General features: G+C 41.9%; 12 protein-coding genes. 11 read left to right on the top strand and 1 reads right to left on the bottom strand.

All coding sequences use genetic code 11. The features are described from left to right. The first annotated feature begins 84 nt into the window (after positions 1-84). The 3 genes from infA (at position 85) to yacG (ending at position 1516) form a co-directional block, all read left to right on the top strand. Positions 85-303, top strand: coding sequence for a translation initiation factor IF-1 (infA, locus tag V3564_RS05250; RefSeq protein WP_004857577.1), 219 nt, complete (start codon positions 85-87; stop codon positions 301-303). Between the two features lie 180 nt (positions 304-483). Further along, positions 484-1182, top strand: a complete 699-nt coding sequence (locus tag V3564_RS05245) for a Maf family nucleotide pyrophosphatase (protein WP_455480534.1) — start codon at positions 484-486, stop codon at positions 1180-1182. A gap of 25 nt (positions 1183-1207) precedes the next feature. Continuing rightward, complete coding sequence (gene yacG / locus V3564_RS05240) at positions 1208-1516, top strand: DNA gyrase inhibitor YacG (protein WP_455480533.1); 309 nt, start codon at positions 1208-1210, stop codon at positions 1514-1516. 529 nt (positions 1517-2045) lie between these two features. Here the strand turns inward: yacG and V3564_RS05235 are convergent. Next, entirely contained in the window at positions 2046-2174 is a 129-nt protein-coding gene (locus tag V3564_RS05235; protein ID WP_455480532.1) for a hypothetical protein, read from the bottom strand. A gap of 1073 nt (positions 2175-3247) precedes the next feature. Here V3564_RS05235 and clpB point away from each other — a divergent pair. The 8 genes from clpB (at position 3248) to V3564_RS05195 (ending at position 14825) form a co-directional block, all read left to right on the top strand. Next, a complete protein-coding gene (gene clpB / locus V3564_RS05230) occupies positions 3248-5827 on the top strand; it encodes an ATP-dependent chaperone ClpB (protein WP_455480531.1) in 2580 nt (859 codons plus the stop codon). Between the two features lie 880 nt (positions 5828-6707). Then, complete coding sequence (locus V3564_RS05225) at positions 6708-7025, top strand: hypothetical protein (protein WP_455481461.1); 318 nt, start codon at positions 6708-6710, stop codon at positions 7023-7025. Between the two features lie 22 nt (positions 7026-7047). Then, on the top strand, positions 7048-8373 hold the full coding sequence (locus V3564_RS05220) for a PBSX family phage terminase large subunit (RefSeq protein ID WP_455480530.1): 1326 nt from the start codon (positions 7048-7050) through the stop codon (positions 8371-8373). Beyond that, the gene (locus V3564_RS05215) at positions 8373-10226 is read left to right on the top strand and encodes a portal protein (RefSeq protein ID WP_455480529.1); all 1854 of its coding nucleotides are present in this window, start codon (positions 8373-8375) and stop codon (positions 10224-10226) included. Before V3564_RS05220 ends, V3564_RS05215 begins: the two co-directional genes overlap by 1 nt. 54 nt (positions 10227-10280) lie before the next feature. Continuing rightward, positions 10281-11081 carry a hypothetical protein gene (locus V3564_RS05210; RefSeq protein WP_455480528.1) on the top strand — a complete coding sequence of 267 codons (801 nt, stop codon included), beginning with the start codon at positions 10281-10283 and terminating at the stop codon, positions 11079-11081. Positions 11082-11448: 367 nt separating this feature from the next. Continuing rightward, the gene (locus V3564_RS05205) at positions 11449-12567 is read left to right on the top strand and encodes a N4-gp56 family major capsid protein (protein ID WP_455480527.1); all 1119 of its coding nucleotides are present in this window, start codon (positions 11449-11451) and stop codon (positions 12565-12567) included. 98 nt (positions 12568-12665) lie between these two features. Next, entirely contained in the window at positions 12666-13361 is a 696-nt protein-coding gene (locus V3564_RS05200) for a phage adaptor protein (RefSeq protein ID WP_455480526.1), read from the top strand. Beyond that, positions 13362-14825, top strand: a complete 1464-nt coding sequence (locus V3564_RS05195; RefSeq protein ID WP_455480525.1) for a hypothetical protein — start codon at positions 13362-13364, stop codon at positions 14823-14825. Positions 14826-14886: the final 61 nt, after the last annotated feature.

Raw genomic sequence — 14886 nt, 5'->3', positions numbered from 1 at the left:
ACAAAACCAAGAAAATAGGGTATGAACGCTAAAAAATAACGCATAGCTCAAAAAATAAATCCACTATAAAGGAAATTATTGTTTATGTCAAAAGAAGAAGTTTTAGAATTTTCTGGTATCGTGACCGAACTTTTACCAAATGCGATGTTTCGCGTGAAATTGGAAAATGATCATGAAATTATTGCCCATACCGCAGGGAGAATGCGAAAAAATCGTATTCGTGTGTTAGCTGGTGATAAAATCATGGTGGAAATGACACCTTATGATTTGACAAAAGGGCGTATCACATATCGCTATAAGTAAGTTATTAAGTGGTTTTCGTTTTCTGTAAAAGTTGGTAGTATCGTTTCTAAAATGTCTTTATGTTTCTTCTAAAAGTGGAAAATTAAAATGATCTTAGAAATGTGTGAAGTCAATGTAAAGGGTATCCGTGGCGCCAAAACAAATTGGGTGGTGGTTTAAAATCATTCTGAGGGGGCAAAAATGGGAAACTTAAAGAAAACTCTCTTAGGAAAAAAGCCTTTGAGAAAAAATCCTTCCGAAAAAGTCCAGTTGGTGCTTGCTTCTGCTTCGCCGCGTCGTTTAGCGCTCTTAGCGCAGATAGGCCTTGATCCTCATGAGGTTTATGCAAGCAATATCGATGAAACGCCAAAATTAAGAGAACACCCTGCAAATCTTGCAAAACGTTTGGCAAAGGAAAAAGCGCTTAAAGCGCAAAAGATTTTGCTATGGCGCAGTCAAAATAACCAAGAAGAAACGTCAGCACAGAAAATTATCATCTTGGCTGCTGATACTGTGGTTGCTGTGGGGCGCACTATTCTTCCTAAGCCAGAAGGTGAAGACGAGGCTTATGAATGTTTGCGTTTCCTTTCTGGACGCTCTCACAAGGTATATGGTGCTATTTGTGCGCTTAATGAATGCGGGAAAATAACCGTAAAACTGGTCGAAAGTCGCGTCCGCTTTAGACGGCTGACTTCTACCTTGATGGATGCCTACCTCGCTTCTGGAGAATGGGAAGGAAAGGCAGGTGGCTATGCTATTCAAGGAAAAGCAGGGGCTTTCGTGGTTCATATTACTGGCTCTTATTCCAATGTGGTTGGTTTGCCGTTGGCTGAAACAATGGATCTTTTGACAGCTTATCAGTACCCACTTCTCTCTCATTGGGCTGGAGAAACGCTTTAGAGAAACTTATCGACAGGCAAAACCAATGGAACAGTGTAAAAAACAACAAAAAGGGGAGAGGCAAAATGAAAAAAAGGAAACAGAAAAAAAATTAGGCAAGGCGCACAAACAAACAACAAAGACACATCAGACGCTAACAGAGCCAAATTTAACGCAAACAGAAATAGCGCCAACCTGTCGTCCTCCGCATCCTTGTCCAATTTGTGGTCAGATGTCACAACAAAACGCCTATCCTTTCTGTTCAACACGATGCCGATCTATTGATCTTAATCGGTGGCTTTCGGGTGCTTATATTTTGCCACCACCACCACAAATAAGCGATGAAGAAGAATAACAGAGGATGGCAAGGCATTTCAAAACGTTAAAACGGGGCTTTGGGTGTGAAAGAAGAGGATGTGTGAAGTCAGAGGGAAAACTCGGGGGTGTGCTGCAAAAAAACTGAATATTTGCAAAAGGTGAAGTGGGTGATTGAAGTTGAGGAGAAAAGCTGAACGCTTTCGTGAATTCTTCTCTTTTGTAAAAGAAAAAACAAAGGCTTTTTAAAAGCCAACGTGACACTTTATCCCGAAAAAATATTCATGAAAGTGAGACAACAGTGGTTGGGAAATGAAAAACAATTCCGCACTGCTATTTGTTTTCAAAGTGGAGCTGTGAGGACTTTCGTCCTTTTAAGAAGGAGGTTGCTTAGTTTGTTTTCATAGTTTTCCAGACTGTCCCATAAGCATATATATGATCTGCTGATTTGTGGTGACCTTTCGTATGCTGTGATTAACGTGAAGTGAGAAAGAAAAAATTGCGCAATTGTCCACAAAGATTGATTTCTATTTAAGTGAACCAAGAGGTGGAAAGGAGATATTAGGTTTTCAAAAACCATTTTGCAAAAGAATGGCGATAAGCTTTTCTTTTTTCAATGCATTAAAAGCTTGTGCAGACAGGTCTTTTCTGTTGGCAATGCTGCCCACCCCAGTGTAGTGGGTGATGCTAAAAGCCAAAAAGGTTGCTTATGATCTTACATGATGCTTGAACGATCTAAGGGGCTTTTCGCTTCCTTGAGCAGAGACACTTCATAGCGCTTCGATTTTGTTATTGGTTATAAGCTTGAAAAAGATTGAACTTTGCGGACTCAACACAAAACAAGATAAAAAATGCCTCTTCTAACGAGAACGGGTTTCAATAAAATGTCAAGGTTTATGAAGTTTGCCAAATGGCTTGGAATTTCGATGACATTAACTGTCGTTGCTTTAGGCCATAAGGTTGGTTATTATTCCTGTAACTAGATTTCTATTCCTGAAAATACCTCATTTGTATCGATATTCAATCTCTTATGGTAACTCAATTTCGCATTGCACTCTTGAGTCTTCGTGGGTAAAATGCTTGGCTTACCATTCTTCCATTCCATTGTATTTTAAGAGAGAAAAGCGAATAGTGTGGGCGCTTTGGTTGAATAAAGCAATATATCTGCTTTTTCCGTTTTAGAACTGAAACTAATTTTCCTAGAAATATGTAAAATCAGGTTCACCATCATAAGTTATTGGCAGAAAAAAGAGTGTATCGAATAATGCATTGTGAGGTCATGCGTGTTGCATAGTAATAACTTTATCGGCAAATTGGCATAGCTTTGTTTGCTTATCAGAAAGTATTTATAACGTTTTTTATGTTGCGATACATTCTTAACCTCCTTTAATTTAAGAAAGACAGCGTAAATGTATCAATAAACATACATTCAATATTTTTGTGAAAAATACTTTTTACGGGTCGTAAGGCGCTGCTTTGTTTCAAGCAAAAGGCATGTTGGTGCGCTACCCTTAGTCGTTCAAATCCAATCCTTAAATCATTGTGCATTCTAATGGTCAGGAACTTTATAGAGAAAAGTTGCGGTTTTGTTGAAAAATGATATCACCTCTTCTTCTTGCTCTTGCTATGGGGCTTATGAGAACCCATATTCGTTTTAACACTACGGTTATTCGTTATGCTGCCTCGTTCGCGGTGTTTTATGAGGTTTTCTTGATCCTTGTATGTGTCCTAGGAAGCTAAAGTGCGGTGGTAGTGCAAGAAAGGAAAAAAAATGAATTTGGAGAAATATAGCGAACGGTTGCAAGGTTTTTTGCAAACAGCACAAAACAACGCTCTCTCTTCTGATCATCAGCAGTTTGTGCCTGAGCATTTTCTCAAAGTGCTGTTAGATGACTCTCAAGGATTGGCGGCCTCGCTGATCCAAAAAGCTGGCGGGGATCTCTCTCTTATTCAAAAAACTCTTACAGAAGAGCTCAATGCTTTGCCAAAAGTGCAAGGCGGAAATGGGCAACTCTATTTGTCGCAGCCATTGGCAAAAGTCTTCGCTATGGCAGAAGATCTCGCACAAAAAGCCGGTGATCAGTTTGTAACCGTGGAGCGTGTACTGCAAGCGCTTATCATGGAAAAAACCGCAAAAACAGCTGATATTTTAACAAAAGCAGGCGTGACCCCGCAAGCGCTTAATCAAGCCATTAATGCTCTGCGCAAAGGAAAGACAGCGACAAGCCCCCATGCCGAAAGCCAATATGACGCTTTGCAGAAATATGCCCGGGATCTCACAAAAGATGCGCGGGAAGGGAAGTTGGATCCTGTTATTGGGCGTGAAGAAGAAATTCGTCGAACTATTCAGGTTCTTTCACGACGCACCAAAAATAATCCTGTCCTTATTGGTGAACCTGGAGTTGGGAAAACTGCAATTGTTGAGGGATTGGCGCTGCGCATTGTTAATGGCGATGTGCCAGAAACTTTGCGCGATAAACAGCTTTACGCGCTGGATATGGGAGCGCTTATCGCTGGTGCAAAATATCGTGGTGAATTCGAAGAGCGCCTCAAGGCTGTGCTTGCTGAGGTGCAAGCCGAAAACGGTCAAATCATTCTGTTTATTGATGAATTGCATAATCTCGTTGGAGCTGGAAAGTCCGATGGCCCTATGGATGCTTCCAACTTATTAAAACCCGCTCTTGCACGCGGAGAACTCCATTGTGTGGGCGCAACGACGCTTGACGAATATCGTAAATATGTCGAAAAAGACGCTGCACTCGCACGCCGCTTCCAGCCCGTCTTTGTTCCCGAGCCAACGCTTGAGGATACAATCTCTATCTTGCGTGGTATCAAAGAAAAATATGAACAACATCACAAAGTGCGTTTGGCAGATAGTGCTTTGATTACTGCAGCTCGGCTCTCTAACCGTTATATTACTGACCGTTTCTTGCCCGATAAAGCTATTGATCTTATCGATGAAGCTGCGGCACGGTTGCGTATGCAAGTTGATTCAAAACCTGAAGAACTCGATGCTATCGATCGGCGAATCTTGCAGTTGAAAATCGAACGCGAAGCTTTGAAAACAGAAGTGGATTCAGCGGCAAAAGAACGCTTAAAAAACGTGCAGGCTGAACTAGAAACATTGGAACAACAGTCTGCTGAAATGACAACTGCTTGGCAGGCCGAAAAGCAAAAATTAGGGCATGCCGCGGATTTGAAAAAACAACTTGAAGAAGCACGCAATGCTTTGGCTATCGCTCAGCGCAATGGACAATTCCAAAAAGCTGGAGAACTCGCTTATAGCGTCATTCCTCAGCTCGAAAAACAATTGAGTATGGCTGAAAATGATGACCAGAAAAATCATCTCGTTGAAGAAACTGTGACCGCTGAACATGTCGCACAGATCATTTCACGGTGGACCGGAATTCCTGTTGAGCGTATGCTCGAGGCAGAGCGAGAAGCACTCTTGCGTATGGAAGACGAAATTAGCATACGTGTTGTTGGACAGGGCGAAGCCGTTCAAGCCGTGTCACGTGCTGTGCGGCGTGCGCGTGCAGGGCTGCAAGATCCAAATCGCCCTATAGGTTCCTTTATGTTCTTAGGACCTACCGGTGTTGGAAAAACTGAATTAACCAAAGCTCTCGCGGCTTTTCTCTTTCAAGACTCTAACGCAATGCTGCGCATCGATATGTCGGAATATATGGAAAAACACGCCGGTGCTCGCCTGATTGGGGCACCGCCCGGATATGTCGGATATGAAGAAGGTGGGGTGTTGACCGAAGCCGTGCGGCGGAGACCTTACCAGGTCATTTTGTTCGACGAAATTGAAAAAGCTCATCCCGATATTTTTAATCTCTTGTTGCAAGTTCTTGATGAAGGACGCTTGACTGATAGCCAAGGACGAACCGTCGATTTTCGCAACACCTTGCTGATTATGACTTCAAATCTTGGGGCTGAATTTTTAACCGCTTTGCCTGAAGGACAAACAACCGATCAAGCAAAAAATGATGTCATGAATGTCGTAAAAGCGGCTTTCCGTCCCGAATTTCTTAATCGTATTGATGAGATTATTCTCTTTCAGAGATTGCAACGGAAAGATATGGAAGCAATCGTTGATATTCAGATACAACATTTGCAAAATTTGCTCAATGAACGCAAAATAACTTTGCATATCAAACCAGAAGTACGACAATTCCTCGCGCACAAAGGCTATGATCCTCTTTACGGGGCGCGACCTCTTAAACGCATTATCCAAAAAGAAATTCAAGACCCCCTCGCAGAAAGGATCTTGTTTGGACAAGTTCGCGATGAATCAACCGTGACAGTTGAAAAAGAAGCTGATCAGTTGATTTTCTCGTCTGAAAATTGAGAAAATGTTCAGAATGCTTGAGAAAAATGATAATGAGAATATAAAAGTTGACAAGGTAAATCTGAATGTGTATCATAGTGAAACAATCGGAATTGTGCGCTTCGCAAACGGATGAAATGGTGTTGGTCAGCAAAATTTCATTACATCAGATGAGTTCTTTGTGAATGAAGTAGCGCTTGTTTCATAAAACTTTCCAGATTTTTTAGTTCTTCAGATTCTGTGGTTTCTTAAGCGATAAGTTTTATGATTTCTAGTTGCAGGTTTTCAGTTATATGCGGTGATAACTTTATGATTCCTTGAATTTTGTTGAATCATAGATCGAGTTTTGTCGTATAATCAATAAGTTTTCGTGTGGCCTATAAGAGAGAGTTCTAAGGGATGTATTTCTCTGGAAAGGGGATATGGCTTAGGTAAGCTTTGTGTGATTGTGCATTGTAGGTAATATTTGCTGGGTGATTAAGCGAAGACATGGGAGCGTGAGTATAGATTTTTTCTCTTTTGTATAAGGGAATTATACTTTTATTCTATATCAGGCGCTTCACCTTCTATAATGTTGTTATTCTTTTTATCTTCTATTGCTATTATATCTTTTATCTATCCTTTGTTTGTGATGTAAGGGGAAGGCTTCTTTGTCTCTTTAGAGGATAAGAGAGGCATCGTTATGAGAGGAAGAAGCTTATGATAAAAAGGCAAAAAGACTTTTTATCAATTATCCAGCAAAGGATTACTCAAAATGCGTTATTATGCGCAGATTACATAAGCCATCTTATGTGTCTTGATCTCTAGTCAAAAGGCTATTGTTGTTCTTGAAATTTTATTGCTGATTTTCATGCCATTTTTTATGGTGTGGGATCAGTTCCTATTTATTTGAAGGAATATGATGGTGGCAGATGAACGTTGTCTTCCTTTACGCCGAAGAGGGCGGCCAAAAGGTGCTTTAAATAAAACAACAAAGCGCTTTAATGAAGCCCTTCTTACAGCTGCTGAGCAAGCTGGATATCAGTATGGTGAAGATGGGCTTGTGTCTTATCTCCAATATCATGCACTTAATAATCCTGTGCCTTTTTTTTCGCTTCTTGCAAAAGTTTTGCCTCTGCAGGTTACCGGAGAAGCGGGGGGTGATGTTAAAACAATCTCACGTGTTGAGATTGTGCCGGTGAATTCAAAGGATGGCGTGTCTGGAGATCGTGAGGTCTAAAAATTGTGATGTTTGAGGATTAATGACAACTGCGCAAATTGCTCTTATTCCAAAGCTTGTTCCCGTTTTTACTGGAAAAGCTGATGTGCGTGCCGCTTGGGGAGGACGGGGATCTGGAAAAACGCGTTCCTTTGCTTTGATGTCTGCCGTGATCGGATATCGGCATGGAAAAGCTGGAGAACAGGGTATTATTCTCTGTGCACGACAATTTCAAAATTCACTCAATGAAAGTTCGTTGGAAGAAATTAAACGGGCAATTCAGACCTACCCTTTTCTACAAGACTATTATGAAATCGGTGATAAATATATTAAGTCAAAAGATGGACGTATCGTCTATGTTTTCGCTGGTCTTGATCGCAATATCGCAAGTATTAAATCAATGGGTCGCATTTTCCTCTGCTGGGTTGATGAGGCAGAACCTGTTACCGAGACTGCTTGGCAAACTCTCATCCCAACTTTGCGCGAAGAAGGAAAAGATTGGAATGCTGAATTATGGGTGACATGGAACCCTTGCCGTGAAAATGCGCCCGTGGAAAAACGCTTCCGAAATGTGAATAACCCCAATATCAAAGGTGTTGAAATCAATTGGCGCGATAATCCTCAATTTCCCGAAAAGCTTAATCGAGATCGTAAGGATGATTTGCAGCAAAGACCCGAACAGTATAACCACATTTGGGAAGGTGGATATCTTCAAGCTGTTCAAGGCGCTTATTACCAAAAAGCACTTCTGGAAGCTGAACAGGAAGGGCGCATCACTACTGTTCCCCGTGATCCTCTGATACAAATCAGAATCTTTTGGGATATTGGGGGAACAGGTGCAAAGGCTGATGCTACAGCTTTGTGGGTAGCTCAATTCATTGGACGTGAAATCCGTGTCCTCGATTATTATGAAGCCCAAGGACAGCCTCTCTCAGAGCATGTCGGGTGGGTGTTCCAAAGGGGATATGACAAGGCTCTTATGGTTTTGCCACATGATGGTGCCACCAAAGATCGTGTCTATAATGTGAGTTTTGAAAGCGCTCTCCAACAAGCCGGGTTTCAAACAAAAGTTATTCCTAATCAAGGAATAGGTGCTGTTAAAATGCGCATCGAAGCCGTAAGGCGGTTGTTCCCTGCCATATGGTTTAATCGTGAAACAACGCAAGCCGGACGAAAAGCGCTCGCGTGGTATCACGAAAAACGCGATGAACAGCGTAATATCGGATTGGGTGCTGAACATGATTGGGCAAGTCATGGCGCTGATAGTTTTGGACTCATGTGTGTGGCTTATGAACAGCCACATACCCGACCCAAAAAACATGTTTATCGTTTTTCTCACCATTCTCAAACTTCATGGATGGCTTTTTAATGAATAGTTCTACAGATTCTTTTAATCAACTCGAAACGCTTGAATATCAGGCGCTCTTTAAAAAACTTGTCAGCTGGTACTACGATGATATCATTCATGTTGAGCAATGGCGAAAAAATGCCCAAGAAGACTATGACTTCTATAATGGGCGGCAATGGAATGAACAAGATCTCGCCGTGTTGCGCGAACAAAACAGACCGGTCATGACCTTTAACCGTGTTGCTCCTTTGATCAATGCGGTGATTGGTGCAGAGCGCAATAATAAACGACAGGTGCAATTCATTCCACGCCAAGAGGGTGCAGCCTTTGCTAACCAGATTCTCACCGGAGCAGCTGAATGGTTTCGTGACGAAGCTGATGGAGAGTACGAAGATTCTGATGCTTTTCAAGATGCCATCATTTGTGGAATGGGCTGGACAGATACCAGACTTGATTATGAAGAAGATCCGCAAGGAAAACCCGTGATTGCACGATTAGATCCCATGAAAATGGTTTGGGATGCAAGTGCCGTGAAACCAAATTTGGTTGATGCACAGCGCGTATGGTATATCGATGAAAAACCTTTGACAGTTGCTCAAGAAATGTTCCCTCATGTCCATTGGAGCGATCTTAATGCCGATTGGGTAAAACATCATACATTTTTGCACCAAACCAGCAATGGTGATACGCAAAGCTATCATCCAGACGGGGATGATGCGAGCAGATCTCAACGTCCCAAAATGGTCACATTGGCTGAATGCCGCTGGTTCGAACGCGAGGTTGTTTATAAAGTTCTCGATCCCCAAAGCGGGAAGTTTATCGATTATTCGGAGCAAGATTTCCAAAATTTGAGCAAAGATTTCCCTTGTCTCCAAGCAACGAGATTGACTAGAAAAATTGTCAAACGAGCCTTTTTGGGTAGAAAATTGCTCGAAGTACCCGATAAACCCTTGGTGCCACCAAATCAATTGGGATGGGAATGTATTACCGGCACTTTTGATAAGTTAAGCCGGCAATTTTATGGTATTGTAAAACCAACAAAAGATCCGCAACGCTGGGCAAATAAATATTTTAGCCAAATTATGCATTTGCTCAATAGTCAGTCAAAAGGCGGAATTATGGCTGAACGTGATGCTTTTGATGATGATCGTCAAGCCATGGAAAGTTGGGCTAGAGCAGATAGCATTACTTGGCTTAAAAGCGGGGCTGTTTCTGGTGGAAGAATCCAGCCTAAACCTGTTGCGCAATTCCCACAAGGCTTTTTTCAGCTGTTTAATGAAGCAAAGAGCGCTATCGAACAAGTAACCGGTCTATCCTCTGAATTTGTTGGAACACGAGCTGTTAATCAACCAGGAGTTCTTGAAGAACAACGTCGACAATCGTCACTCAATTTATTGGCTTCCTTTTTTGATGGTCTGCGTCGGTATCGGCAACGACAGGGAAAAATTATTCTCTATCTCATTCAAAATTATCTTTCCGATGGACGATTGGTGCGTATTGTTGGTGACGAAAACGCACAGTACGTTCCATTGACACGCGAAATGATCACCAGTTTGGAATATGATATTGTCGTCGATGATGCTCCAACAAGTCTCAATGAAAAAGAGCGGACATTTGCTATTATTATGCAATTGCTTCCTTTGATGCAAAGTTTCACAACTCCAGATATTATGCTCGATCTTTTACGCTATTCGCCTTTACCGGCATCACTTATCCAAAAAATTGCCATCAAAGCGCAAAAGCAGAGTCCTTTCCAAGAGAAATATAGTGCTCCATTGCATGACAGCGATAATGCTGGAGTAGAGCATAGCGGTAATGCCGGAGTAGAGCATATGGTCCAGACCATTTTGCAAATGGCAAATGCGCAAAAATAAGCTGCTTCATTTGAAAAAATATATCTTAATGTCCAAAAAGGGAAGGCTAACAGTATGGATCAAGAACACTTAACGCCAGCAGAACAAAACCAATTAAAACAGGGTTTGCTTCCAGAAGCTGAACGGGAAGAAGACAGTGGAACTGGAGCGGGAGAAAAAGCAAAAACTTTTGAAGAAAATTTCCAAGGGCGTCAAGATTTACATCAGCAACAGCGCTCATTACAAGAAGGCACGCAGTCACAAGATGTGCAAAAGGCGCTAGAGGGTGATGCGCCCCCAGATCCGCAAAAAGATTTTATGGGTTATATGCAATGGTTGGGAAAAACACTCCACAAACAGGGATTGCTGCATACCAAACAACAACAACCTTCTACTGTGTGTGAAGCAGAACAGTTGCACACTTTTTATCAACAATCTGTGGCCGCTGTTAAACAAAAGCATCATGATTTTGATAAAGCTGCCGATTTTATTTATGATACGTGGGCGAAACAGTTGGCTGCTTGTGCTTCGCTCTATCCTGAAATGGCAGATCCAAAAGCCGTTGATGCAGTGATCGGTGATGAATTGAAGCAGATCTTGCGCGATTGTGCGCAAAGAAATCAAAATCCTGCTGAAGTGATCTACACTATTGCGGAAAGAATTGGTTACACAAATACCCCCAATAATATTGGTGAGAATTTGCAAGAAAGGCACAATTCTGCACGCACGCTTGCTGCCTATAATGGTTTGACTCCAAACGGACCCATTTCTTTGGATATGCTCGACAAAATGTCGGAAGCAGAATTTAGTAGTTGGATTACTGATCCCAAAAATAAAGCTGCCTTTAATCGCTTAATGGGTGGGGGAGAACTCTAAAAGCGGAAATACGTGGGGCTGAGGTAGATGCTTTGGGGGGCTGAGGTAGATGCTTTGGGGGGCTGAGGTAGATGCTTTTGGGGGGGTGAGGTAGATGCTTTGAGGGGGCTGAGGCAGATGCTTTGGGGGGTGAGGCAGATGCTTTGGGGGGGTGAGGCAGATGCTTTGGGGGGGTGAGGCAGATGCTTTGGGGGGGATTTGAAGTGGGATGGGATGAGGAGATTTCTCAAAGAGGGAGGCAAAAACTATCAACAAAAATCATATAAAACACGCAACAATTGATCCACTATTTGAAAATAAAAAATGTGGAGTATCAATAACCGGTGCTTTGCCGGTTTTTTTATGTCAATAATCTTAAGAGGATAAAATGGCCGTAACTTATATCGGACTCAATGACCCAATGGCAGTGCGCACATGGTCTAAACTGTTGAATCAAGAAGTATCAAAAGCAATCCCTATCGCACCGTTGATTGGGAATGATTCAAACAGTATTATACAATTAAAAGATGAAACCAATAAAGCAAGCGGTGATGCGATTAGCTTTAACTTGCGCGTACAGCTGTTCGGCGATGGGGTGAGTGAAGGGGAGATGCTTGAAGGCAGTGAAGAAGCCTTGCAATTTCTCAATGATCGCTTGGCAATTAATGAACTTGTCCATGCTGTACGTGTTAAAAATGAAGGTACGATTGATCAGCAACGTGTCCTGCACGATTTGCGTACTGAAGCTAAAAATGGCTTGGTCGATTGGTATGCTGATCGTCTCAGTATGATGTTCTTCATTCAAGTTTGTGGATATACCTCAAATACCATTAATTTTGAAGGACGTAACATTAGACTCAAACCTGTCCATTACGGGTTTAATGCACCAACTGCACCAACCGATAAACGTATCGTGCGCCCCAATGGAAAAACAAAAGATGAAGACTTGCAAGAAAATGATGTCTTTGATCTCAAACTGATCGATAAAGCTGTTGAACGCGCTAAGCTTGCAAATCCAAAAATTAGACCAGTGCGTGTCGAGGGCGAAAGTGTCTATGTGCTTTATCTGCATCCAACGCAGGTTACACAATTGCGAACCAATACAGATGCTGGGCAGTGGCTCGACATTACCAAGGCAATCTATAGTGGAAACCGTCTCAAAAACCCGCTTTATGATGGGTCGCTTGGTATGTACAATGGTGTCGTCTTGCGCGAAGCTGAACATGTTACCGAGGGGGTCGAGTCAAGTGCAGCAAAAAGAGCTGTACCAAATGTTCGTCGCGCTGTTTTGCTGGGGGCACAAAGTGCTGTCATTGCTTTTGGAAAAGATCGTGGCTCTACACGCTATAAATTGGTGGAAGAACTCTTCGACTATGAACGAGAGTTCGGTGTCGCAGCAAAAACCATTATTGGTATGAAAAAAACTTGCTTCAAGTTGCCAGAAGGCACACAAGGGACGCAGGATTTTGGAACCATCGTGATCCCAACTTATGGAGCACCAGCCTAAAGGCTTTCGTGCAAGCTTTCAAATCCTTCCCTCAACAGAACACCCTCGTTGGGGGGAGATATATAAAATGCTTCATACATAAAGGATTATGACTGCTCATGACCGTTTTTCCCACTGATAACGATGATCTCAATATCCCACAATTAGATCATTCTAAAACTTTTTCCTATATGGTCGCGCTCATTCAAGATGAGATTGATGATACAACAGCTGAATATTCCGTCCAAATTCAAGATTCAATTTTGACCGCTTTGCGTTTATGTGAACGGGAACCCTTCTTCTTCAATGAAAAAAGAGAAGTGACATTCAAAACACAAAGTGGGAAAACATGGTATGGGCAAGAAGAGGGAATTTTTATTGAATCAGAAAAAGCTCTTGAATCCGTCCTTTTAGGAGCACATGCTGCAACACAAAAACAATTGTTCTTTAAATCTGTTGAGGTATTACAACAAGAATATGGATTACAGCCTTCGCAAGGAACGCCTCTCTTTTATACCTACCTGGATCACAAAATAGGACTCTTTCCAACACCCCAACAGGTTGAGACCGTACGTTTTTCTTATGTTCCTGTCCGTTTTAGAGATGGAAAGATGATGGAGGAGGATGATCCTTGGTTGATTCATGCATTTGATCTCATTAAAGCACGTGCAAAATACGAGCTCTACAAAAATATCCTCAAAGATCCTGAATATGCTGCTGTTTCTTTTAGAGATTTTCAAGAACAGCTCCAAGCTTTGCGATTTGAAACATCGCGCCGAAAAGGCTCTTCAAATATTCTTCCAATGAGGTTTTAAATGGCTTTTTTTCCAATCGCTGATTATCGGCCTGATGTTGCTAGCATCAACGGTATCTTCACAGATGAAATCATCAATGTGCTTCCAGCCGATGGCTCCTATATCCCTATATCTGGCTTTGAACCTTTCTCAAAGCCTTGTCCTGATCCTATTTTAGGAGCTATTGCTGTTAGAACAAAAAGTGGTGTGTTTATTATTGTCGGGACGGAGCAAAAAATTTACCGTTTCAACAATATCACAATGGAGTGGCAAGATATTAGCCAAGAAGGAAAATCCTATTTTGCTAATGTTGATGCTCCGTGGTCGTTCGCTTTGTTTGGCGATTATATCATTGCTGTCAACGCCAATGATAAACCACAAGTTCTCAACATTAATCATGATAAAAGATTTAGAAATTTAGGGGGAAATCCACCACAAGCGGGAATCGTTCGTGTGTGGGGAGATTTCGTTTGTCTGATGAAACTGACAAATTATCCAAGACGCGTTCATTGGTCAGGGTTGAATGATGCTGAATTTTGGACTGTTGGAAAAAAAAGCTGCGATTATCAAGATTTTCCTGATGGTGGTTTCGTGCAAGGGGCAACAGAAACAACAAATCCTATCATCTTTATGCGTTCTGCAATCTATGCTGGTTCTTTTATTCCTGGATCTAAGGTTATCTTCAGTTTCCAAAAAATACACGATAAACGGGGCGCAAAAAATGCACACTCTATCGTTTGTCGAGATAATCTTGCTTTCTTTACCGATGAAGGTGGATTTTATCAGATAACCAATGAAGGACAGATTACATCAATTGGTCTTGAAAAAGTAGACAGAACGATGTCGGAAAAATCTAATTCCGATAACTTATCTACTCTGTTTGCTGCTATCGATGGGATTTATAATCGCGTTTATTGGGTGATCGATTCTGATGAGGAATACCAAAAGCGCATCTTGCTTATTTATGATTGGGGATTGCAAAAATGGGCAAAAGCTCTTGTGGACGTCAAAATGATTCTGCCTATTTTCTCGTCTGGAATCACTTTAGAAGGACTTGATTGGATTACACAGAACATTGATGATTTACCCTTTTCTCTCGACAGTAAAGTTTGGAAAAATGAATCTCCTATTCTTGGGGCTTTTGATCATCAGGGAAGACTTGGCTCGTTTTCTGGTCCTCCTATGGCTTGTGTTGTGACCTCACAAGAGATGGGACAGACAAATGGTCTGGTAACTCGAATAAAAAATATTATGCCTCAAGTGGATAGCGGACAGTTTTATTTGTCTGTGGGAATGCGTTTTCGTCAATCACTTGAAGAGAAAACTGTTTGGTTGCCGGAAAAACAGCCTTCTCATAATACGGGACAGATTCATTCTCGCGCAAGGGCACGGTTTTATCGCTTTAAATTGCGGATTCCTGAGGGAGTGAATTGGTCCCATGTGGTGGGATTCGATGTGGAGTTGAAGCCTGCCGGCATGCGTTAGCATACCCCCTGATAATAAGGGAGTAATGCGTTAGCATGCCCCCTATAATAAAGGAGTAATG

This window comes from Bartonella sp. B12(2025), assembly GCF_053795135.1.
The sequence above is the reverse complement of the archived record's forward strand: the minus strand, read 5'-3'. Positions and strand labels throughout refer to the sequence as shown.